The following is a 22,624-nucleotide window of genomic DNA, read 5'->3' on the forward strand; positions in this document are numbered from 1 at the left end:
AATTTAGTGGTGTAAAAATATTCTCTATGAATTTAATAGAACAATCCGAAGATTTTGTTAGTAATTTACTCAAAGATAAACTTTCTAATTTATATTCTTATCATAATTTTAACCATACTTTAACGGTAGTAAATGCTGTGAAAGAGCTTTGTAAAAAGGAAGATGTTAAGGCAGAGGAGAAAGAAATACTTTTGGTAGCGGCTTGGTTTCATGACACCGGATATGTAAAAGGTTATGAGAATCACGAGCAGGAGAGCGTGGGAATTGCTACAGTTTTTTTGAAAGAAAAAGAACAGTCGGATGAATTTATAGCACAGGTTTCCGGTTTGATCCTGGCAACAGTGAAAGAGTATATTCCTAAAACACATTTGGAGAAAATAATTAAAGATGCAGATTTTGCTCATCTCATGGGAACCGAATACGCAACTACCTGTGAATTACTGCGTATTGAATTAAAAAATACCTGGAATTTAAATTTTTCTAATGCTGAATGGGCAAAAGAGAACCTGAATTTTTTAATGAACAAGCATCGATTTTATACGGATTATGCGCTTAGAAAATGGCAGCCTTTAAAAGAGAAAAACCTGCTTTTGGTTCAAAAGAAAATTGAAAAACAGGAAAAGAAAGAAGCGGATCGAATCGAAGAAGAAAACAGAAAGAAAGAGAAAGTTGAAAAGCCAGATCGTGGCGTCGATACCCTGTTTCGTGTTACTTTAGGAAATCATACTCGTTTGAGTGGGATTGCCGACAGTAAAGCCAATATTCTATTGTCTGTTAATGCCATTATTATTTCGATTGCACTGTCTACGATTATCCCGAAATTGGACAGTCCGAAAAATGCACATCTTGTTATTCCTACTTTTGTGATGTTGATTTCTAGTGTGGTGACCATTATTTTTGCCATTCTTTCGACGAGACCCAAAGTAACTACGGGAGTTTTTACACGTGAAGATATCGAAGCCAAGAAAATTAACTTATTATTCTTTGGAAACTTCTACAAAATGCCATTGGAAGAATATGATTGGGCGATGAACGAAATGATGAAAGATCGCGATTACTTGTATTCCACGATGATTAAAGATTTGTATTACCTGGGGCTGGTTTTGCAACGCAAGTACAATTTACTGCGTATTGCTTACAATCTTTTTATGGTTGGGATAATTGTTACAGTGATCGCTTTTATAATTGCTTTCAAATCAATATAAGCTCAACTAATTTTTAGTTGAGCTCATCTAATAAGTCCTGATAGGTAATTTTTTTTGCCACTGGATTTGTGTTGTTGTTAATTACTTTTACCCTGATTGCTCTTAAACCTGAAACTCCTTGAAGATCTTCAACTTCAAATTGCTCAATAGAAGGCTCGAGAATTTTTTTGTGCTGCAAGTATTTGATGTACTTCAAATATTCAGCTTCCTCACTGTTTTGAGAATAGACAATTGTAATTTTCTCTTTCTCCGTAATACGTTCTTTTGTGCCTTTGATATTCGATTTGTCGATGCGTTTTTTCACCACTTCATATCTGGCATTGTAGGTTCCGTCAACATCAAAGCGTTTTTCATCCATTCTGAAACGGATCGAAAGCGGAGAAGTAAACACTAAAATTAAAGAAGTCACATCCAGTTCATATGGGAGTGATTCTTTAAGCTGATGGTGTTCAAGCTCCATTTCACACAAGGTTTGTAATTGCCACAAACGTAAGTTGTGCAAATACATAATATCAAATGGCTGGGTTGGCGCAATAGAAGCGCCTATGTAAAGATTATGTTCTACACCATCGGTTTTAAATCGTTCGTAATAGTGTGGATAAATCTGCTGAGCTTCAAGTTGTTTTTTATCCAGAACCGATGCCAGTTTTTTATTGATAATAGACATTGCATTATCAAATTTCTTTCTTTCCTGATAAAACAATCCGCTCTTAGCGTCCAGACTTTCAAAGTACTGACGTTCGAGTTCTTCGCTTTTTTCGGTTTCTTTTGTATTCTTTAAAAGAGGATGAATTTCTTCTTCGATATAACGTTGTATATATTGCTCCGTATCTGCTTTTAAAGGTGCATCCAGTTCATCACAGAAGGATTCCAACTCAAATTTTCGCTGTTCCAAAAGTACCAGATTGGTGTTAGGATCCTGGGATTCGAAAATTTTTAACAAAGCGTTCAATTGATTTTTAAGATCAATCTTAACCGTTTCATTTCGATGTTCAGAAGAACCTTTAATGTCGATTTGTCCGTAAAGCGGATACACATTTTTAAATACAATTTCTTTAAAAATATAATCCTTGGTATGATTTATATTTTGGAAGTAGTTCTGTGATTCCCTTTTGAATTTCCAGTAGACACTAGGGTGAATTGTAGTGTATTCCCGTTGAATAATGGCTTCAATCTGGTGTTGCATATCCGTATTGTAACGATCAATAGTATCCGTCAGATACGGGAGAACCAGTTCCAGTTTTGTCGCATTAATAGTATTGAGTGCTTTTATCTTTGACGAAACCAATTCTACAACACCCAATAAATGCCCATCTTTTATAACAGGAGCAAAAACGCAACTTTGGATTCCTTGTTTTAATAAATGTTCTCCTAATTTTATATTTGGTGATTCTTCAATGAATTTTTCGACATTAGAAATCACCAATGGTTCTTTATTGCCCAATAATTTTTCGAAAGTACATCCAAAGAAAGCATTTTTACAATCGATTTCCTGATCTTTAGAAAGCAGGAAACTTTGTAACTGAGTGTCGAATTTAACAGGTCTTATGAATTTTTCCTCCTCAGGATTGTAAACAATAAATCCAACCTTTAAATCTGGAATTTTAAAGATAGATTTAAAAATGTTGGATACGATTTCATCTGTCGCAACGTTTTTTGAATCAGGTTTCAATAAGTTACTTTTTAGATTCGAAATGGCACTTTCTGTCGTAGCATCAAATAAAGAAACAATTCCAAAGCCCTTTAAAATCCAGCTTCCCTTAGGGAATTTTGATTTCCAAAGTTCAAGATCATTGTAGTTGTCAAGCAGCAAATCAATATCTTCTTGGGTTAAGGGGACTGATTTTTCTGTTGGAATAATTTCCATAAAATCGGCATTGTACAAAATGCGATAGTGTTTTTCTACTCCATTTTCGTCCGGAATATCATAGAAAAAAGGCTTATTAAAATCAATAGGTTGTTTGTAGTAAACGCCTAAAATTAGACAACAGTTGTTGACATAGAACTGATGATCGTCGAAATCACGAATTTCCATATCAAACTCAGAACCTGCGTTGTTTAGAATTTGTTTAAAACGTTCGGTATAATTAAAAGATACATTTTGAAAAGGTATCGTAACCGCTTTTATTTCGTTATGCGTCAAGGCAGTCGGAAAGATGTCGGCCAAAAGGTTTTTGATTAAAGCTTCATTGTCTTTAATGATCGAGTATTCCTTAATTCCGGTTCTAAGTTCCGGAATGGATTCGATCTGTTTTAAAACAGCTTTTGCATAGTTAGCCCTGTAATCAACATCCGACAAAGCAATTTCCTCAAAAGATTCGATAAGCTTATGAAAGGATATGATCGTTTCGAAAGGACTTTCGTTGTGTAAATGAATATCCATCTGAAGTGGTTTAGACTGTAAATTTAAGCATAAATTAAGAATTTTTAGCATTTCATTATTTCTTTCCTTTATAACAGCATAGAGCGAAAAAAAGCTTGTAAAGACTAGGGTTAAAAAGTATTTTTTTTGTTTAACAAAATATTAACGTAATTAATAACGGAACGATCGTTCCGTTATTATATCTTTGTGTGAGAATAATCAAATAATCAGTAATTTAATAACAATTAAAATGAAAAAATTAGAGAATAAAGTAGCCATTGTAACAGGTGGAAATAGTGGAATAGGGTACGCCGCTGCAGCAGATTTGGTGGCAAATGGGGCAAAAGTAATTGTGACAGGAAGAAACAAAGAAGCTTTAGCAAAAGCAGAAGCTGAATTGAAAGTAACCGGAATTGCATCGGACCAATCCGATTTAAAATCAATTGACGGTTTAGTTGCCGAAGTGAAGGACAAATTTGGTAAAATTGATATTCTGTTTTTAAATGCCGGAATCGCTTCTTTTGCTCCTTTGGAATCTGCTTCAGAAGGTCATTATGATTCGATTATGGATGTGAACGTTAAGGGAGTTTATTTTACACTTCAAAAACTGTTGCCTATTTTAAATGACGGAGGTTCTGTTATTTTTAATACCTCTATAAATGCCAATGTTGGTATGGAAAATTCAGGAGTTTATGCGGCAAGTAAAGCGGCTTTGTTATCTTTAAACCGTGTTTTTGCAACAGAACTGGCACCCAGAAATATCAGAATTAATGCGATTTCACCGGGGCCTATTGAAACGCCTATTTTTGGAAAATTAGGATTAGAAAAAGCAGAAATCGAAGGATTTGGTGCAGCGTTAAGCGATAAAATTTTATTGAAACGTTTTGGTAAAGCTTCAGAGATTGCTAAGACAGTAACTTTTCTTGCCTCAGACGATGCTTCGTTTATTACAGGAACCGAAATTGTGGTAGACGGTGGGCTTACTGTAAACACAGTGGTTTAATTTTTTGCTCTAATTACGGAACAATCGTTCCGTAATTTTTCGTATCTTTGTAAGAGAATTTAATTATGAAGTTATGGCCAGAACAAAAGAATTTGATGAGGATAAGGCTCTGGATAAAGCGATAGAAATTTTTTGGTGTAAAGGATATAATGGTACTTCGGCACAGGATCTGGTAACGCATTTGGGGTTAAGCCGTTCGAGTTTGTATGATACTTTTGGAGACAAACAGAAACTTTTTTCAAAAGCTTTAAGAAGGTATCTGGAGCATGGGCAGGAAGCCACAAGGAATCTTTTGAACCAATCAGAAGATATAAAAGAAACATTAACCGAGATTTTTAAACAGGCGGTTATTGAAAGTCTGGATGACCGAATGACAAAGGGGTGCTTTGTTGTAAATGCTGCTGTTGAACTCGCTATGCATGACGCAGAAATTGCTAAAATTGTGAGTGATAATCGGCAAACAGTGGAGGAGATTTTTTTGGCAGCAGTAAAAAAAGGACAGAAGGCGGGACAAATTTCAACGCAATTAGAAGCAAGAATGCTGGCTCGTTTTATCTTTAATAATTATACCGGAATCAGGGTGTTGGCTCGCTCCGGAGAGAACGATAAGAAGGTTTACGACGATATTCTAAAAGTGATATTTTCGGTATTGTGACTTTGGAATGAAGCATAAAAAAAACGGCAATTACTGGTGTAGTTGCCGTTTTTTGCTTTAAGTAAGTAATAGAAAATGAATAACTCTTAGCTTTTTTCTTCTTTATTGAAATACACTAAGTAGTAATACATTTGTTTTTCTTCATCCCAGCCTTTTTCAACAAATTTCTCAGCACTTTCCGGATTAATAAAATCCATTTTAATCTGAATGTGAGTGTCCAGATTGATTACGTTTTTAATCGATTTTCGTGCGTCAGAAACTGCAGCATTGGCAATAGGGAATGAGGTTACATCTTCGATGCTGTATTTTTCTCCTTTATCTACTTTATAGTTTTTGAATTCAGGAATTAAGTCTGGATTGTCTAATACTTCGTTTAAGAAATTTTGTTCTTCAAACTGATCATTTTTTGCAAAATAATTCACAGATCTGTTCATGAACATTACTTCTTCTTTTTTGTCTTCTGCCGGTAAAACTACATCTTTAGCGAAGTTCTGACAGAATTTTAAGTATTTTTTAGTGATGAAGTTTTCATCCTCAAAAGCATCAACAGATAAAAAGTGTTCTAACCAGTAACGTGCATCATAACGGTTGCTGTCAACGGTCAGTATTTTGTATCCTTCTTCTTTTTTGTAGTTAAAAATCAAACAACCTTTGTCTAATTTACTTAGGTTGATACCTTGTTGCAGGATCATTTCAAGATTGCTGTCTTTTTCTTCAAATTGTAAAAAGTCGGCTTGTAATTCGCTTTTGAAAATTCCGATGGCATCAACAACATTATTGTCAATACTTAGATTCGTTAGATAGGTGATATAAACCTCTCCGTTTTTAATATGCGGGTGATTGGACTGTTCGAATAAATGTGTTGTGATTCTTTTTGAAATCTCCTGTAAATTTCCAGGATTGTCAAAAATCTCTGTAGCATATTTAAACATATCGTTATAATCCAAATCGACTTCGTGCGCAAACTGATAATAGTTTTCTTCCTTCTCTCTGAAAGGCTTAAAAAAGTACTCTTTTATCAAAGGAACGATCTCGTCATTTAAATTAAATGGCTGTTCCGATAAAAAAATTGCTTCGTTTCTGCTTTTGTTTCCTACGCGGTGTATCGCAAGCGTCTCGATGTGGGTGTTGAATAAGTTTATCATATTTTATTTAGGTTCAGAGAGGCAAAGGTCCAAAGGAACAAAGTTTATTTTCGGGCTTTTATTTTTCTGATAAAAGCACTTAACATTCGTTCTATTTCCCTGCTTTCTCCATTTATTTTGTTAAAACGATTTTCGCTTAAGTATTTTAAATTGAATGAGATTTCAAGTTGGGTTTGCATTTCGAATAACGAAGACATTGAAATATTTAAAAATTTCAGGTAATCATTATTTCCGTCCCTGCCATAACCTTCTGCAATATTACTGGGTATTGATACTGAACTTCTTCTGATTTGTGAAGATAGTCCATAAATCTCTTCTTTTGGAAATGAATTTGTTATTTGGTAAATCTCAGTAACCAAGTTCATTGATTTCTGCCAGATTAAAAGATCCCGGAAAGTATTCATAATCTATTATATTTAAAAAATTAAATATAAAAATAAGAATATTCTTTCTTTTTTAAAAAGGTTTTATAGAAAATATCTTTGAACCTTTGTCACTCTGAACCTATGTACCTTAAAAACTAATTCCAATTCTCCTCAAATCCGTAATCCTCAAAGCTATCGTCGCCTTCAAACATGTCAAGATCGTCTTCATCAAGATCGTCTTCAAATTCTCCGTAGATGTCGTCGTGCATGTCGGCTTCAAAGTTTTTTTCGATGGCTTCGTCCGGCATTTCTCCGTGTGAGAATAGCGTTTCTGGGTATGGAGCTCCTGCGATTTGATCTTCAATAGCAGCTAATTCAACCAGGAATGTCCACATATTGATAAAATCATACACATAGATGATTTTGGTGTTTTCTTTGTCTAAAATAGAAGATAACGGATAATCGCCCATAGTTCTTTGTTCACCAGGAACGTCACCCGTATCAAAAAGTGGAATTTCATCCTCTTGATTCCAGGTTTCATCGCAGGTATAAAACGAAGCTACTTCCATTCCGTCAAAACCAAAAGCGTTGAAGATTGCATTGTGTAAATCCTCAAGAGTGTCGTCTTCAAGAATTGCAATGTCTCTAAAAATATCTTCTTCGGCGTCTAGAATTACTCTAAATTTATAAACCATAATCTTTGTTTTTATTGAGAGGTCAAAGGTAAAATATAAATAATGATTTATGAATTGTGAAGTACGATTTGTTGAAAATATTTTTTATTCGTCGGAGGTAGCAGTGTATGAGTCTTTTGTAATAAACAGGCTCTGAACTGACTCATAATGATTATCGTGAAAAAAGTAATTACTTTCCGATTAATCTTTTCCTGATCTTGTGATAATGTTTGTGATAGGTACTATGGCTCGGATAACTTCTGCTTGAAGTCATATTATTGAAAATTAATGCCGTTATGAATAAAATAAGGACACCGTCTAAAACAGGAGAAAGTACATACATATAACCCAGTTCTTTTATCTGGGCAGAACCTGTAACCGCAATAAGTGCAGTAGCTCCTCCGGGAGGATGGAGCGTTTTAGTAATTTGCATAAATATGATCGAAAAGGAAACTGCCAAAGGTGCAGAAAGCCAAACAATGTCCGGAATTAATTTGTTTATGGTTACTCCAATAATTGCTGATATTACGTGACCTCCAATTAAATTTCGGGGTTGCGAGAACGGACTTTGAATGATTCCGTAAATCAGTACACTCGACGCTCCAAAAGAACCAATTAAGAAAACTATATCAGTGCCGGAAAAACGAATAGATTCCAGATAAGAAAGGATTCCAATACCAACAAAAGATCCTATAAAAGACCAGAAATGTTCTTTATAATCGATTAAAGTCTCTTTGTAAAGTATATAACGGGTTTTACGATAGCCTCTTTTTATTTTTGGAGTTGGCATATTTGCTAAATATTTGATGTGGTATTTTTTAAATTCAGGACTAAAACCTGAACTGATGTGTTATATCAGTGTTTGAAAATTTATTTTACTAAATCTGTCGAATAAGTATAAACGGTGTAAGGATAGATCATTTTTGCGGTATATTTTGATATCAGACAAACAACCAAAATAGGAATAAACAAAGTGTAATCGTTCGTTAATCCGCAAACTAAGAATATGGCTGTAAAAGGAGCATGAATGCTTGCGCTTAAAACAGCCGCCATTCCGATAATCATAAAATTTACAGGAATTACATGTACATGAAAAAAGGTGTTTAAAATGGATGCCAGTAGCAATCCTAAGAAAGCACCAATAAAAAGACTTGGAGCAAAAACGCCTCCATCGCCTCCAGAAGCTAATGTTACAGAGGTTACAATTGGTTTCAGGACTAAAATTCCAATAAAAGTGATAGCCAGAGTCAGTGTCAACGGAATTTCAGCCGAATTGCTAAAAATTCCTTTTATGGCATGATAACCTTCGCCATATAGTTGAGGGAAAATAAACAAAGAAACACTTAGAACGACAGAACCAATTAAGATTTTATAATAATGTGTATCAATTTTTCCGAATTGAGATTTAAAAAATAGCACACAACGAGTTAGGTAAACCGAATTTAGCCCAGCTAATATTCCTAAAAGAATAAAATACGGAATCGCTTTTAAATGCCAGGTCGTAATGGAGACCGCGAATAAAGGTTCTTCTTTTAAAATGGTAAGTAAACCAAAAGCAATTGAAACGGCAATGATATTGGAAATAACAAAAGCGCGGGTTACTTTTCTGGAGATTACTTCTAAAGCAAATAAAATTCCCGCAATTGGACTGCTAAATAAAGCGGTAACTCCTGCAGCAACTCCTGCGCAGATAAGTTCGGTTTTGTATTTACGAAATACATTTTCTTTTTGTTGTGCAACAGATCCGATGGTAGCAGTGGCCACTACGGTGGAGACTTCGATTCCGGTTGAGCCTCCAAAAGCAACAGTCAGTAAACCGTTGATAAAGTGTGACGGAATTTTATACGAAGGCAAGTTTTTTGAGTCTGATTTTGTGCTTTCAAAAACTTCTTTAATGCCCTTGTTTTCTTTTTTCTTGAATAGATAATGTCTTAAAAAGTAGATGACAGACAATCCGAAGACTGGGAAAATGATATAAAAAACAGGATTTACGGAGACTTCATGAAAGAAAATTTCTTCGTAATATTCGGTAATTTTTTTGAGTGAGATTCCTAAAAAGGCCGAAAGAAAGCCAATTAATACCGAAACAATAACTAATTTTTGAAGGACAATAAATTGATGATTTTTTTTGATTCTAGCCGTTTTGTTCATCAGACGTTGATTTTTGAAATCGCATTTTTTCACGCGGATTACAAAATTAGCCAATCAAATTCGTTTTTTCATATAAATCACTCCCTATATTGTGTTAAAGTTACTGGTTTAGAGGAATTCTCTTAGCGTTTTTTGAATTATCGTTCGTAAAACTCAATGGGCAGTTCATCCGGATCGGCAATAAAAGTGAATCGTTTATCGGTGATTTCGTCGATTCGGATCGGCTCCGATTCGATATTTTTGGTGTCTAAAAAAGCGATGGTTTCTTCTAAGTTGATTACTTCAAAAGCCAAATGGCGCAAGCCCACAGCTTCGGGTCTTGAAGGACGTTTTGGCGGATTAGGGAATGAAAATAGTTCGACTACATAGGTGCCATTCAAAGCCAAATCGAGTTTGTAGGACTGGCGTTCTTCGCGATAGATTTCCCGAATAATGGTTAAACCTAAGACTTCAGTATAGAATGTTTTAGATTTTTGATAATCCGAACATAAAATGGCAATATGATGAACTTTATTTAAGGTAAGCATTGTTTTTTTATTGGGGTTCCTGATTTAATTTTCGAATAACTTTTGCCGGATTTCCAACAGCCAGAGAGTTGTCCGGGATATCTTTGGTGACTACCGAACCTGCGCCAACGACACAACCTTTTCCGATGGTTACGCCTGGACAGATTACAGAATTTCCACCTATCCAGCAATCGTCACCAATAGTAATGGGTAGTGCATTTTCGAGCGTTTTTCTAAGTTCGGCATCAAGCGGATGCGTCGCAGTGTAAATTTGAACGTTTGGAGCAAAAAACACATTTGATCCTATGTTTACTGGCGCACAGTCCAGAACAACACAGTTTACATTAAAATAAACGTTATCGCCACATGAAATATTGTAACCGTAATCACAGTGAAAAGGAGGTTCGATATAAAAACTTTTGCCGGTGTTCGGAATCAGTTCAGCTAAAATTTCTTTGGCTTTTTTCGTTAGGCGATATTCCGTTACGTTTAATCGATGCAGTAAATTCTTGGCTTTTCGACGTTCTTTTACTAAGAGAGGATCTCCCGCAACATAATATTCTCCCGAGATCATTTTCTCTTTTTCTGTTTTCATAAAATGTACTTATATTTTTGTTTTGGCAATTTTTTCGTGAATTTTCAAAGTTTCCTGCAAAGCTGCCGTGGCGTACCAAGGGGTTAATTCGGCTTCAAGCAAATTGGCTTTTATGGCAGGATCTGTTGCTACCAATGCTTTTGCTTCCTCTATGGTTTCAACATTAAAAATATAGATGCCGCGATAATTTCGGTCGTTTTTCATAAAAGGACCGGCAACAACCAGTTTTCCTTCTTTGGCTAATTTTCCGATATTCTCCATATGACCTTCAAACAGTTTTTTGCTTTCTTCTTTGGATGCAGAGGTGTTGCTTCCGGATTTTAAAAGGCAAAATACATATTTTTTCATTCCGTATTCGTCTGCATGCAATGATTTCGCAAGATTTTCATCGAATTTAACTTCTGTTTCCTGAGCGAACCCAATTGTGCTGAATAATACTAAAGCTAAAAATGAGAATATTTTTTTCATATCATGATTTGTTTTAAAGCAGTTTCTTCAAAATAACAATCTGTCCCAGATGATATACGTCATGCTGGATAATTCCGTGTATATGCTCGTAGTAGGTATGGCCATTGTTTGTATATATTTTGGACAGATCGTTATCATCAAAATCTTCAAAAAATGCATTCCATAATTCCTGCGATTTCTCCAGATTTTGAAGTGACTGTTCCCAAGCTGCTTCGGATGAATCTAAAACAGGCACAAAATAATTATGGTCGGGCGTTATAATGGTTTCCCCCTGAACACGCTTTAAAATATTTCTTCGCCATTGTATCAGATGATTGATAATTTCCCAAATCGTGTTTAAATTCGGGTTGACTTTTTTGTAGGCCTGAGCTGCACTAACGTTATGTAGTGTATTTATCATGTTAACTTCTAACCAGGGATTTCCATTATAAATAGACTGGTACAGATTCGAAATTCTTTTGCTTTCTGACATAATTGATTTCAGTTTTAAAACACACAAGCTAAGATACAAATAAGTAATTTACAACTCATCCTTAAAATTCTACAATTGGGTTATTTAATATTTTTTAACAGGAAATGTTAAAATACATTTGCTCTATCAAAAACCAAAATCATGAAAACCAAAATTACTTTTATTTTATTATTCTTTACCATTTTTACTTTTGCCCAGAATACGATTTCAGGAAAAGTTGTTGATCAAAAGGGAAAGCCAGTTCAGGGCGCTAATATTTATATAGACGGAACTTATGATGGCGCTACAAGTTCTGAGACGGGTAACTTTTCGTTTGAAACCAGTGAAAAAGGAAATAAATTTTTGGTAGTGAGTTTTTTGCTTTTCGAAACTTTCAAACAGGAAATAGATGTTGCCAATTATAAAGATCAGACAGTAAAACTGAGAGAGAATGTAAATGCTCTTGATGCGGTTGTTATTACCGCGGGAACATTAGAATCAGGTGATAAAGCTAGGGTTTCGGTTTTAAAACCATTGGATATTGTAACCACCGCCGGATCAGCCGGAAATATTATAGCTGCGTTGCAAACTTTACCGGGAACGCAGACTGTTGGCGAAGACGGACGTTTGTTTGTTCGCGGAGGTGAAGCGAGCGAAACACAAACTTTTGTAGACGGGCTTCGTGTGGCACAACCTTATGGTGCAACAACAAACAATTTACCAACCCGAAGCAGATTTTCTCCGTTTTTGTTTAGCGGAATTGCATTTTCAACCGGAGGATATTCTGCAGAATATGGTGAAGCTTTATCAAGCGTTTTGTTGCTAAACACTCAGGATGAACCGGATCAGAATAAAACCGATATTGCTTTAATGACTGTAGGTTTAGGTGTGGGAAATACGCAAAAATGGAAAAAAAGCTCGTTTAGTATCAATACCAATTATATTAATCTGGCACCTTATCAGGCTGTGATTCCACAAAATGTAGATTGGAATAATCCATACCAGTCGTTGGGAGGAGAAGCAGTGTATCGCTATCATTTTGAGCGAGGTATTTTTAAATTATATGCCGCTTTTGATGCTGAAAAATTCGATCTGAATCAGAAAAATGTCAATTTTGTTAATCCAATCAGAACAGATTTAGACAATAATAACTTTTATCTGAACGCTTCTTATAAAGGAGATTTTGGAACAGGCTGGCAATTGACATCGGGAGTTAGTTACGGCTACAGCAAAAACAAAATCAAATTTGACATTAATGATGTAGACAATAATGAAAATGCAGCGCAGCTAAAATTGAAATTAAGAAAGAATATTTCAAATTATTTTAAATTGTCTTTTGGAGCAGATTATTTCATCACAAAGTTTAATGAAAATTATACGGATAACATTGCTCTAAAAACAGCAAACGGTTACAATTCAAACATTACGGCTTTTTACACAGAAGGAGATATTTTATTCTCGAAAAAACTGGCTGCAAAAGTGGGTTTCAGACTTTCGAATAACAGTTTGTTAGACGAAACAAATATTGCTCCAAGGGCTTCTATTGCTTATAAAGTTTCAAAAAACAGTCAGTTTTCATTTGCTTATGGAGATTTTACACAAACGCCAGTAGTTGATTATATTAAATACTCAAAATACCACCAGTTTGAAAGCGAAAAAGCAAGACATTATATTTTAAATTATCAGTTTACCAGACCAGGACAAACATTTAGAGCCGAAGCCTATTATAAAGATTACAGTAATTTGGTACAGTACGATACAAGAGATGTCCAGTACAATTCAGTCTTCAATAATAACGGTTCAGGATATGCCAAAGGGCTAGATTTGTTTTGGAGAGACAGCAATTTGCATAAAAATCTGGAGTACTGGATTTCCTATTCGTATATCGATTCCGAGAGACAATACAAGAACTTTCCAACTATGACAACTCCAAGCTTTATTGCTAATCATAGTTTGTCTGTCGTAACAAAATATTTTATTACCGATTGGAAATCTCAGATTGGTTTCACTAACAGTTTCAGCTCAGGACGTCCGTACAACGATCCAAATCAGACGCAGTTCATGAATGGAAGAACAAAAGCTTATAATAGTTTGAGCTTCAACTGGGCCTATTTATTAACCACTCAAAAAATCCTGTATTTCTCTGTTTCAAATGTATTGGGAACTCAAAATGTTTTTGGATATGATTACGCCAGAAATCCCGATACCAACGGAGTTTACAACAGACAAGCCGTGATACCAACTGCTGACCGTTTTTTCTTCGTTGGTTTCTTCTGGACCATTAGTCAGAATAAAAACGAGAATCAGTTGAAGAATCTTTAGAGCGGCATAGTTACAAAGGTTCAAAGGTGCAGAGGTGCAAAGATTTTGAAAATTGAAGGACATAATTAAGCTAGTGCAAGAAATGCTTTAGTCAGGTTTGGAATCTTTGCACCTTTGTCGCTTTGCACCTTTGTACCTCAAAAAAAAACAATTCAGTCACCAAAATCAACAACTCAGTATCATTTAATTTTAAAAGAATAAAATCCGATATACTTTTGAAGTATAAATTAAAAGGAGCAGAGAGATAAAGGTTAAGAATAAGAAAATCAAAACCTTTGAGCCTTTGCCACTCTTAACCTTTGAATCTAAAAAAAGAGTTTTAATCATCAATAAAAACTTAGAATTCCAGAATCTTAAAATAGTAACAACTTTAAAAACAAGAAATCATGACCAAGATTATTACAATTATTACTTTATTTATTTGTAGTTTAATATCTGCACAAACACAGTTTGAACAAGGAATGGGAAAAGCTTTTGGGCTTTGGAAAGAAGGAAAAAATACAGAGGCTTCGGCAATGTTTGAAAGAATTGCTGCAGCAGAAAAAACAAGTTATTTACCAAATTATTATGTAGCCTTAATCAACACTACAGCAGCGTTCTCTGAAAAAGACAAAACCAAAATTGATTTGTTATTGACCAAAGCACAAGATGCGCTGGATACGGAATTAATAAAAGATCAGAACAATGCCGAATTGTATGCAATGCAGGCTTTGATTTATACAGCCTGGGTAGTAGCTGATCCAATGACAAACGGAATGAAATATTCTGCTAAAGTGATGGAAGCTTATGCAAAAGGAAAAGCGATAGACCCGAATAATCCGAGAATTGTTTTTGGTGAAGCCGATTATCAAATAGGAGGAGCAAAATGGTCAGGTGTTGATACAAAACCGTTATGTGCGCAAGTTGATAAAGCTGTCGAACTTTTTGCTACTTTTAAACCAGCGACACCTTTTTCTCCAAAATGGGGATTAGAAAGAGCTTTGGAGACTCAGAAAAATTGTAAAAAATAAATTTAATACCAACAGAATAGAATGAAAGATCATAGAAACTCATTTGCTGATTTAAAAAGTGGAACCATTATATGTTTCAAGATTTCTATGGTCTTTACAATTTTGTTCTGTGCTTTTTTAGGCGATGACTTAACTGTTAAAAATGTTCTTATTACTTTTTTTGTGAGCTGCCTTTATTCTTTCGGACTGGGTTTTGGTAACGGATATATCAGTGTTTTTCTGGATCGAAAATGGGATTGGCTGGAGCAAACCAATCTGAGAGTTTATTATGGAATTTTGTGCACTATTTTATATACGATTCCGGTAGTTTTAGGAATAAATTATTTCATTTTCGTGGTTCTGCAAAATGTGACTTTAGAGGTGTTTTTTGGAGCAAGGATGCTTTGGGTGCATCTTTTTTATATCATTTTGTCTTTGGGAGTTTCTACTTTCCTGCAAGCAAGAAGCTTTATGGTAAAATGGAAACAGGCATCCAAATTCGAGATAACACAACAGAAGATTATTGCAGGAACGGCAAATGCTAAATTCGAAAGTTTAAAAAATCAGATAGATCCGCATTTTCTTTTTAATAGTTTAAATGTTCTTAGTTCTTTAATTGAAGAGAATCCTGATAATGCACAACGATTTACGACTTCATTATCTAAAATTTACCGCTACGTCTTAGAGCAAAAAGATAAGGAATTAGTTTCTGTTGAAGATGAATTGTCGTTTGCCAAAACCTATATGAATTTGCTCAAAATGCGATTCGAGAATAGTTTGTTTTACGAATTACCAACTGCAAACATAAATCCAGAGGCAAAAGTAGTTCCGCTATCACTGCAGCTTTTATTAGAGAACACTGTAAAACACAACATAGTCAGTGAGCAAAAACCATTGCATATTAGAATTTTTATAGAAGGAGATTATCTGGCGATTCAAAACGACTTTCAGAAAAAAGAAGTTTTGCAGGACCGACAGGGAGTAGGATTGCAAAACATTGTTAACCGATATTCAATTGTAACCAACAGAAAGGTTCTGATTGAACAAAACGAAGAAAATTTCACCGTTAAAATTCCAATTTTAACCAAACAAATTACAGTTATGGAAACAAGTGCAGAATATAGTGACGAAAATAAAGCTTATTTCAGGGCTAAAAAGAGAGTAGAGGAACTAAAAGGGTTTTACGGTAACGTAATTTCATATTGTTGTGTGGTACCATTTTTAATTTTTATAAATTTGAGGTATTCTCCTGGATTCCAGTGGTTTTGGTTCTCGGCTTTAGGCTGGGGATTTGGAGTAGTGATGCATGCCTTTAAAGTTTTTGGTTACAGCTCAGATTGGGAAGAACGAAAAATCAGAGAGATTTTGGAGCGCGAAAACAAACAAAAAAACTGGAAATAGTTATGGAACCGGATTATACAGAGGCAGAACGTCTTTATCGAGCCCGAAAAAAAGTAAAAGAAATTAGAGAGTTTTACGAACATTTGACCGTTTTCATACTTGTAACCATCATTTTAATAATGATAAATCTCTTGACTTCGCCTGGTTATTTATGGTTTGTTTGGTGCGTACTGGGTTGGGGAATAGGAGTAGTACTGCACGGATTGTCGGTGTTTAATATTCCGCCTTTCTTCGGAAAAGACTGGGAAGCAAAAAAAATTAAGGAAATTTTAGAAAAAGAAAAAATAAGTAAATCTGAAAATAAGTATGGAAACTAATTTTGATAAAGAGCAGGAAGATTTTGAATTTCAAAAGATGGCCGGTAAAAAGGTTGTGAAGCTAAAAGCTTTTTATACTCATATGTTTCTCTACATCATTGGTGTCATACTTTACATTTTAAAGGATTATGTTGGACTTCCGCTTAACATCTTTCCTGTAAAATATCTGAACGGTCTGGTGATGTGTATTTGGACTACTGCTTTTCTGGTATCGGCAATAGATATATTCGCTTCTTTTAAAATTTTTGGAGAAGAATGGGAAGAGCGAAAGGTGAAAAGTATTTTAGAGAAAAAAGAAAAAAAACAAAAATGGGAGTAATCATGGAAGTAAATTTGAATGAAGAGGATAAATATTATCTCGCAAAAAAGAGGGTAGAGGAAATCAAAGGTTTTTACGGTAACCTAACAGCGTTTGTCATTGTAAATCTTCTTCTGGTTTTTATCAATTTATATACATCACCTGGTTTTTTATGGTTTTATTGGCCGCTAATGTGGTGGGGAGTTGGAGTCGTTTTTCATGGATTGAAAGTTTTTAAAGTATTTCCGGTTCTTGGAAAAGACTGGGAAGAAAGAAAAATCAAAGAATTGATGGAGAAAGAGAAGGAGAGTAAAAGTAAATGGAAATAACGCAATCAAAGTAAAATGAGACGATATAGAAAAGGGAGGTACGATGATTACAGTGATGAATTTAGTACAGACGAAAGCTATAATTTGGCATACAGAAAAGTGAAAAGAATTAAAGGCTTTTACTCACATTTAAAAGTTTATTTAATTGTTAATGTAATCATTGTGGTTTCCAATTTAAACAGAGACTATTTTGGTCATAGTGCTTATGAAAATGGGTTATTGGATTGGCGTACCTATTCGACCGCAATATTTTGGGGAATAGCTTTAGTGATTCACGCATTGACAGTGTTTGGGCCTGACCTTTTTTTTAGTAGCAAGTGGGAGCAAAGAAAGATCCAGAAATATATGGAAAGAGATGCTCAGAACAACAATACAAAATGGCAATAATTTTTAATTTATAATATTATGGGGCAGTTTAGAAGACAGATGTACGAAGATTATGCACACGAATTTAGTACAGACGAAAGTTTCAATTTGGCATACAAAAAAGTAAAAAGAATTAAAGGATTTTATTCGCATTTAAGAGTTTATATAATGGTGAATATTATCATCATTATTTCGAGTCTGAATAAAACTTATATAGGTGATCACTTTGTCGTAAGAGGATTTAGAGATTGGGAGATCTACTCAACGGCATTTTTCTGGGGCATTGCTTTAGCGATTCATGCATTTTCGGTTTTTGGACGTGATATCTTTTTCAATAAAGATTGGGAGCAAAAGAAAATTCAAAAATATATGGAGAGAGAGGCTCAGAATAAAAATAAATGGAAGTAATTTTAAACTCAATTTTTAATTTTTTGCATTTTAACTAAATGACCACATTAATTATAGAAGACGAAAAACCGGCAGCAAGATTGTTACAACGAAAACTCGAAAAGCTGGATATTGCTGTAGAAACCATGTTACACTCTGTCGAAGAATCGATTTATTGGTTTACGAATAATGAACATCCGGATCTAATATTTCTTGATATTCAATTATCCGATGGTTTGTCGTTTGAAATTTTCGAAAAAATAAATATTCAAAGTGCTATTATTTTTACAACAGCCTACGATGAATATGCTTTAAAAGCATTCAAATTAAATAGTATTGATTATCTTTTAAAACCAATTGACGAAGATGATCTCGAAGTTGCCGTTGCAAAATTCAAAACAAGATTGCCAAAAACAAGTTCAGAAAATTCAAATTTGCAACTTGATTTTGAACAAATTCGTCAAATGTTGTCAAATCCCTTTGAAAAGAATTATAAAAAACGATTTACAGTTAAAATTGGGCAACATTTAAAAGTCATTACAACAGACGAAATCGAATGTTTTTTTAGTGAAAACAAAGGAACCTATATTCACACTTTTGACAATAGAAACTATTTAATCGATTCGACTCTAGAAATTCTGGAACAGGAAATTGATAAAAAAGATTTCTTTCGCGTTAGCAGAAAATTTATCGTTCCGCTTTCCGCCATAAAAGAAATTCAGGTGTATACCAATTCACGGTTAAAGGTAATTTTACCTTCTTATAAGGAAGATGAGGTAATTGTAAGCCGCGAGAAAGTACAGGACTTTAAAAACTGGCTAGGGTAAACTTATTTACTAAATGTGTCGTTCCTACGGAACTTTTTTGTGGGTTGAATTTATTTTTCAATGGATTAAAATCCATTGCTACAATATTTGTCATTCCTTCGGAATTTAATCCGCTTTAAAAAATAGGTTATCAAATGTGGAGAGCTGTAGGCTCGGGCGATATCCTAAATAAAAAAGAGCTGGAATTTTCCAGCTCTTTCTATATAATTTAAGTTATTATTTACTCAATCGGTGTAATGTAAAAGTCATGGCGCTTAGTAAAAAGAAAGCCATAATTTGATGAATTAATCCTAAAGCTAAAGGAACACTGTATAAAAGCGTAAATACCCCCAACAAAAATTGAATGAAAACGAAAACAACGAGAACTTTGATTCCGGTGGATTGATTTCTTGTAAGCGAAAATTTCGTGCCTTTGTAATATAGGAAAAGAATGAGAGCCACTACTACATAAGCAAAAGTTCGGTGTACAAACTGAACACCACTTTTTCCTTCAATTAAATTTTTGACCAAAGTTGATTGTTCAATAAATACAGAGTCGTGTATAAATTGCCCGTCACTCATTAAAGGCCAGTGATTGTGTATCAAGCCGGCATTAAGTCCCGCTACGAAACCACCATAAATAATTTGAATGAGTAAAGCTACTAAAGAGAATCTTGCGATATTACGAAGTGGAATTACTTTGTAAATATTGCGTTCCGGATAAATTAAATCTAAAGCCACCCACAAAGTGTATGCAAAAGTGATAAAGGCAAAAGTAAGGTGTAATGAAAGTCTGAAATGGCTAACATCCGGATTGTCTATTAATCCGCTGCGCACCATAAACCATCCCAGAAAACCCTGGAAACCTCCCATTGCCAGAAGTACAATACATTTGTTTATAGTTGGGCGATCCAGTTTTTTTCGAATCAAAAAATAAACAAAAGGAACAAAGAAAACCAGACCAATAATACGACCGATGAAACGGTGAAACCACTCCCAGAAATAGATAAATTTATAATCTGAAAGCTGAAAATCATTGTGTATGTTGATTTTTTGATATTCGGGGAACTTCTTGTACTGTTCAAAAGCTTCATTCCATTTTGCTTCTGTCAGTGGTGGAAAAGTATCCGTTACCAAATGCCAGTCGGTCATAGACAAGCCAGAATTTGTCAAACGCGTAATTCCGCCTACAACAACCATTAAAAACAATAAAACACAACCTGATAGCAACCAAATGATTACTGATTTATTTCCTTTTTTCATTTTATAAAATAATACTTAATTCCTTATATTTTTTTTAAGCCTAATTTTTCAGCTCTTTTAATAACAAAATCATAAGCAGCCTGATATTCATTCGGAATATCACCTTCTAAAATAGCCTCTTTAACAGCTTCTTTTAAAACTCCGATTTCTCGTGAAGGTTTCAAATCGAAGATCTCCATAATTTCTTCACCGGAAATTGGCGGTTGAAAATTACGAACATGATCGCGTTCCTCGACTTCAACAATTTTCTTGCGAACGATCTCGAAGTTTTTATGGTATTTTTTAAACTTTGACGGGTTTTTGGTCGTGATATCTGCTTCACACAAAGTCATCAAATTTTCGACATCTTCACCGGCATCAAAGACCAAACGACGTACAGCGCTGTCAGTTACTACATCATCAGCCAAAACAATTGGGCGTGAACTCATTACAACCATCTTTTGCACAAATTTCATTTTGTGATTCAAAGGCATGTGCAAACGTTCGAAAATCTTCTTGGTCATTTTCCCACCTAAAAACTCATGTCCGTGAAAAGTCCATCCTTGTTTTTTGTTGAAACGTTTTGTTGGCGCTTTTCCAATATCGTGCAGTAATGCTGCCCAACGTAACCAGACATCGTCTGTATTTGGACAAATATTATCAACCACTTCGAGTGTGTGGTAAAAGTTGTTTTTATGGGTATGACCTTCGATTTCTTCAACCTGATTCAATGCGGTTAATTCGGGTAAGATTAGATCTAAAAGTCCCGTTTTGTACAAAAGTAAAAATCCTGTTGAAGGTTTAGGAGTTGACAGAATTTTGTTTAATTCGTCAACGATTCTTTCGCCTGAAATAATTTTAATGCGATCGGCATTTTTTGTGATGGCATTTAATGAATTTTCTTCGATTTCGAAACTCAACTGCGTTGCAAAACGAATAGCACGCAGCATTCGCAAAGGATCATCAGAATAAGTAATGTCCGGATCCAAAGGCGTTTTGATGATTTTATTTTCTAAATCGGTCAAGCCATTAAAAGGATCGGAAAGATCTCCAAAGTTTTTTTCGTTCAGGGATAAAGCCAAAGCATTAATGGTGAAATCCCGACGGTTTTGATCGTCTTCCAATGTTCCGTTTTCAACTATCGGATTTCGGCTGTCAGAACTATAAGATTCTTTTCTTGCTCCAACAAATTCAATATCGGTATCTTCAAAACGAAGCATCGCCGTTCCGTAGGTTTTAAAAACCTGTACCTTTGGATTTTTAGGAAGTAATTCAGAAACTTTTAATGCCAATTCAATACCGCTACCGACAGCAACAATATCAATATCTTTTTTTGAACCTCTGTTTAAAAGTAAATCCCGAACAAAACCCCCGATAACATAACTGTCAACGTTGAGTTCCTGAGATGCTTTCGAAATGATATCGAAGATTTTATGTTGTAAAGCAGTTTTATAATTTGTTTGTATAGCCACGAATTCACTTATTTTTGAATAAAAAAACATTTTCAATTTCTAAGAAATGAAATGCAGGCAAATTTACAACATAGAAAATGCCTATTATAATCTAAGGCTCACTTTTTTGAATAAATTCACAGTTTGAGTGCTTGAATTTTATTAAAAGAAGAAAGATTGCCACGAATTACACGAATTTCCGCGAATTAGATTGGGTATAGAAAAAAGAAATTAGCGAAAATTCGTGTAATTCGTGGCAAAAAGAAACATTTATAATGCGATCGAACAAATCAATTCAGATCTCTTATTTTTAAAAATTCAATTTGTATTTTTGAAGTATATAAAAATGCACACATGAAAATTGTTATATCGCCTGCGAAGTCATTAAATTTTGAAAGAGAATTACCAACTACTCAATATACAGAACCCGCTTTTTTAAAAGAAGCGCGTGTGGTTCATAAAATATTAAAGACTAAAAAACCTGCTGAGTTATCTGAATTAATGTCTATTTCAGATAAATTATCCGATTTAAACTGGAGAAGAAATCAGGATTGGAAAACACCTTTCACGCCTGAAAATGCCCGTCCGGCAATTTATACATTTGATGGAGATGTTTACACAGGCCTTGACGCTTATACTATTCCAGTGGAGAAACTTGAGGTTTTGCAGAGTAAACTCCGAATTTTATCGGGGCTTTACGGAGTGTTGAAACCACTTGATTTAATGCAGGCTTACCGTTTAGAAATGGGAACAAAATTACCTGTAGACGAATATAAAAACCTGCACGAATTTTGGAAACCAACAGTGACAAAAGCTCTAAATAAAGAATTGACCAAAGGTGAATTGTTTGTGAATTTGGCCAGTAACGAGTACTTCTCGGCAGTAGATGTAAAAGCGTTAAAAGTTCCAGTGATTACGCCAGACTTTAAAGATTATAAAGACGGAAAACTCAAAATAATCAGTTTCTTTGCGAAGAAGGCTAGAGGTATGATGGTGCGCTATATTATTGATACCAATGCCGAAACAATTGAAGATTTAAAAGGATTTAATTACGAAGGTTATCAGTTTGATTCTAACCTTTCGAAAGGAAATCATCTGGTTTTTACGAGATAGGTTTTTTTTAAGGTTCTGAGGGG

The 22,624-nt window shown here is 34.6% G+C and carries 25 protein-coding genes; 13 read left to right on the plus strand and 12 right to left on the minus strand.

Features of this window, described 5'->3' with window-relative positions; all coding sequences use genetic code 11:
- Positions 1-26: 26 nt before the first annotated feature.
- A complete protein-coding gene (locus FLA105534_RS11895) occupies positions 27-1,205 on the plus strand; it encodes a Pycsar system effector family protein (RefSeq protein WP_173966341.1) in 1,179 nt (392 codons plus the stop codon).
- A gap of 13 nt (positions 1,206-1,218) precedes the next feature.
- On the opposite strand, the gene FLA105534_RS11900 is transcribed toward FLA105534_RS11895, so the two are convergent.
- Positions 1,219-3,588 (minus strand): GAF domain-containing protein, encoded by a 2,370-nt coding sequence (locus FLA105534_RS11900; protein WP_173966342.1) that lies wholly within the window; start codon positions 3,586-3,588, stop codon positions 1,219-1,221.
- Between the two features lie 229 nt (positions 3,589-3,817).
- Between FLA105534_RS11900 and FLA105534_RS11905 the strand changes: the two genes are divergently transcribed.
- Together FLA105534_RS11905 and FLA105534_RS11910 are read left to right on the plus strand one after the other, a co-directional pair.
- Entirely contained in the window at positions 3,818-4,570 is a 753-nt protein-coding gene (locus FLA105534_RS11905; RefSeq protein ID WP_173966343.1) for an SDR family oxidoreductase, read from the plus strand.
- A 73-nt stretch (positions 4,571-4,643) separates the two neighbouring features.
- Positions 4,644-5,225 (plus strand): TetR/AcrR family transcriptional regulator, encoded by a 582-nt coding sequence (locus FLA105534_RS11910; protein WP_173966344.1) that lies wholly within the window; start codon positions 4,644-4,646, stop codon positions 5,223-5,225.
- A gap of 86 nt (positions 5,226-5,311) precedes the next feature.
- Here FLA105534_RS11910 and FLA105534_RS11915 read toward each other — a convergent pair whose 3' ends face one another.
- The 9 genes from FLA105534_RS11915 to FLA105534_RS11955 form a co-directional block, all read right to left on the minus strand.
- Positions 5,312-6,370 carry a nucleoid-associated protein gene (locus FLA105534_RS11915; protein ID WP_173966345.1) on the minus strand — a complete coding sequence of 353 codons (1,059 nt, stop codon included), beginning with the start codon at positions 6,368-6,370 and terminating at the stop codon, positions 5,312-5,314.
- A gap of 44 nt (positions 6,371-6,414) precedes the next feature.
- On the minus strand, positions 6,415-6,774 hold the full coding sequence (locus FLA105534_RS11920; RefSeq protein ID WP_173966346.1) for a four helix bundle protein: 360 nt from the start codon (positions 6,772-6,774) through the stop codon (positions 6,415-6,417).
- Positions 6,775-6,890: 116 nt separating this feature from the next.
- Positions 6,891-7,430, minus strand: a complete 540-nt coding sequence (locus FLA105534_RS11925) for an IS1096 element passenger TnpR family protein (protein WP_173966347.1) — start codon at positions 7,428-7,430, stop codon at positions 6,891-6,893.
- Positions 7,431-7,599: 169 nt separating this feature from the next.
- The gene (locus FLA105534_RS11930) at positions 7,600-8,199 is read right to left on the minus strand and encodes an HPP family protein (RefSeq protein ID WP_173966348.1); all 600 of its coding nucleotides are present in this window, start codon (positions 8,197-8,199) and stop codon (positions 7,600-7,602) included.
- An 80-nt stretch (positions 8,200-8,279) separates the two neighbouring features.
- Complete coding sequence (locus FLA105534_RS11935; RefSeq protein WP_173966349.1) at positions 8,280-9,560, minus strand: chloride channel protein; 1,281 nt, start codon at positions 9,558-9,560, stop codon at positions 8,280-8,282.
- 137 nt (positions 9,561-9,697) lie between these two features.
- On the minus strand, positions 9,698-10,087 hold the full coding sequence (gene gloA2, locus FLA105534_RS11940; protein WP_173966350.1) for an SMU1112c/YaeR family gloxylase I-like metalloprotein: 390 nt from the start codon (positions 10,085-10,087) through the stop codon (positions 9,698-9,700).
- A 7-nt stretch (positions 10,088-10,094) separates the two neighbouring features.
- On the minus strand, positions 10,095-10,661 hold the full coding sequence (locus FLA105534_RS11945; protein WP_173966351.1) for a sugar O-acetyltransferase: 567 nt from the start codon (positions 10,659-10,661) through the stop codon (positions 10,095-10,097).
- 9 nt (positions 10,662-10,670) lie between these two features.
- Positions 10,671-11,129: a YciI family protein gene (locus tag FLA105534_RS11950; RefSeq protein WP_173966352.1), complete on the minus strand. Its 459-nt coding sequence runs from the start codon at positions 11,127-11,129 to the stop codon at positions 10,671-10,673.
- Between the two features lie 13 nt (positions 11,130-11,142).
- Positions 11,143-11,601 (minus strand): DinB family protein, encoded by a 459-nt coding sequence (locus FLA105534_RS11955; RefSeq protein ID WP_173966353.1) that lies wholly within the window; start codon positions 11,599-11,601, stop codon positions 11,143-11,145.
- 141 nt (positions 11,602-11,742) lie between these two features.
- On the opposite strand from FLA105534_RS11955, the gene FLA105534_RS11960 reads away from it, so the two are divergent.
- The 9 genes from FLA105534_RS11960 (at position 11,743) to FLA105534_RS12000 (ending at position 18,816) form a co-directional block, all read left to right on the plus strand.
- Complete coding sequence (locus tag FLA105534_RS11960; protein ID WP_173966354.1) at positions 11,743-13,902, plus strand: TonB-dependent receptor; 2,160 nt, start codon at positions 11,743-11,745, stop codon at positions 13,900-13,902.
- A gap of 386 nt (positions 13,903-14,288) precedes the next feature.
- Complete coding sequence (locus FLA105534_RS11965; RefSeq protein WP_173966355.1) at positions 14,289-14,912, plus strand: hypothetical protein; 624 nt, start codon at positions 14,289-14,291, stop codon at positions 14,910-14,912.
- 21 nt (positions 14,913-14,933) lie between these two features.
- Positions 14,934-16,292 (plus strand): 2TM domain-containing protein, encoded by a 1,359-nt coding sequence (locus tag FLA105534_RS11970; RefSeq protein WP_173966356.1) that lies wholly within the window; start codon positions 14,934-14,936, stop codon positions 16,290-16,292.
- Positions 16,293-16,294: 2 nt separating this feature from the next.
- Complete coding sequence (locus tag FLA105534_RS11975; protein ID WP_173966357.1) at positions 16,295-16,609, plus strand: 2TM domain-containing protein; 315 nt, start codon at positions 16,295-16,297, stop codon at positions 16,607-16,609.
- Positions 16,599-16,928, plus strand: coding sequence for a 2TM domain-containing protein (locus tag FLA105534_RS11980; protein WP_173966358.1), 330 nt, complete (start codon positions 16,599-16,601; stop codon positions 16,926-16,928). The genes FLA105534_RS11975 and FLA105534_RS11980 overlap by 11 nt, the downstream gene beginning before the upstream one ends.
- A gap of 2 nt (positions 16,929-16,930) precedes the next feature.
- Positions 16,931-17,236, plus strand: a complete 306-nt coding sequence (locus FLA105534_RS11985) for a 2TM domain-containing protein (RefSeq protein WP_246253228.1) — start codon at positions 16,931-16,933, stop codon at positions 17,234-17,236.
- Between the two features lie 15 nt (positions 17,237-17,251).
- Positions 17,252-17,623, plus strand: coding sequence for a 2TM domain-containing protein (locus FLA105534_RS11990; RefSeq protein WP_173966360.1), 372 nt, complete (start codon positions 17,252-17,254; stop codon positions 17,621-17,623).
- An 18-nt stretch (positions 17,624-17,641) separates the two neighbouring features.
- Entirely contained in the window at positions 17,642-18,010 is a 369-nt protein-coding gene (locus tag FLA105534_RS11995) for a 2TM domain-containing protein (RefSeq protein ID WP_173966361.1), read from the plus strand.
- A 38-nt stretch (positions 18,011-18,048) separates the two neighbouring features.
- Positions 18,049-18,816: a LytR/AlgR family response regulator transcription factor gene (locus tag FLA105534_RS12000; RefSeq protein ID WP_173966362.1), complete on the plus strand. Its 768-nt coding sequence runs from the start codon at positions 18,049-18,051 to the stop codon at positions 18,814-18,816.
- A gap of 216 nt (positions 18,817-19,032) precedes the next feature.
- On the opposite strand, the gene FLA105534_RS12005 is transcribed toward FLA105534_RS12000, so the two are convergent.
- Together FLA105534_RS12005 and FLA105534_RS12010 are read right to left on the minus strand one after the other, a co-directional pair.
- Complete coding sequence (locus tag FLA105534_RS12005; RefSeq protein ID WP_173966363.1) at positions 19,033-20,058, minus strand: COX15/CtaA family protein; 1,026 nt, start codon at positions 20,056-20,058, stop codon at positions 19,033-19,035.
- A 23-nt stretch (positions 20,059-20,081) separates the two neighbouring features.
- Complete coding sequence (locus FLA105534_RS12010; RefSeq protein ID WP_173966364.1) at positions 20,082-21,539, minus strand: CCA tRNA nucleotidyltransferase; 1,458 nt, start codon at positions 21,537-21,539, stop codon at positions 20,082-20,084.
- A 303-nt stretch (positions 21,540-21,842) separates the two neighbouring features.
- Here FLA105534_RS12010 and yaaA point away from each other — a divergent pair, with 303 nt between their 5' ends.
- Positions 21,843-22,601, plus strand: a complete 759-nt coding sequence (yaaA, locus tag FLA105534_RS12015) for a peroxide stress protein YaaA (RefSeq protein ID WP_173966365.1) — start codon at positions 21,843-21,845, stop codon at positions 22,599-22,601.
- Positions 22,602-22,624 lie beyond the last annotated feature (23 nt).

The organism is Flavobacterium collinsii, from assembly GCF_902804485.1.
Lineage (GTDB): Bacteria > Bacteroidota > Bacteroidia > Flavobacteriales > Flavobacteriaceae > Flavobacterium > Flavobacterium collinsii.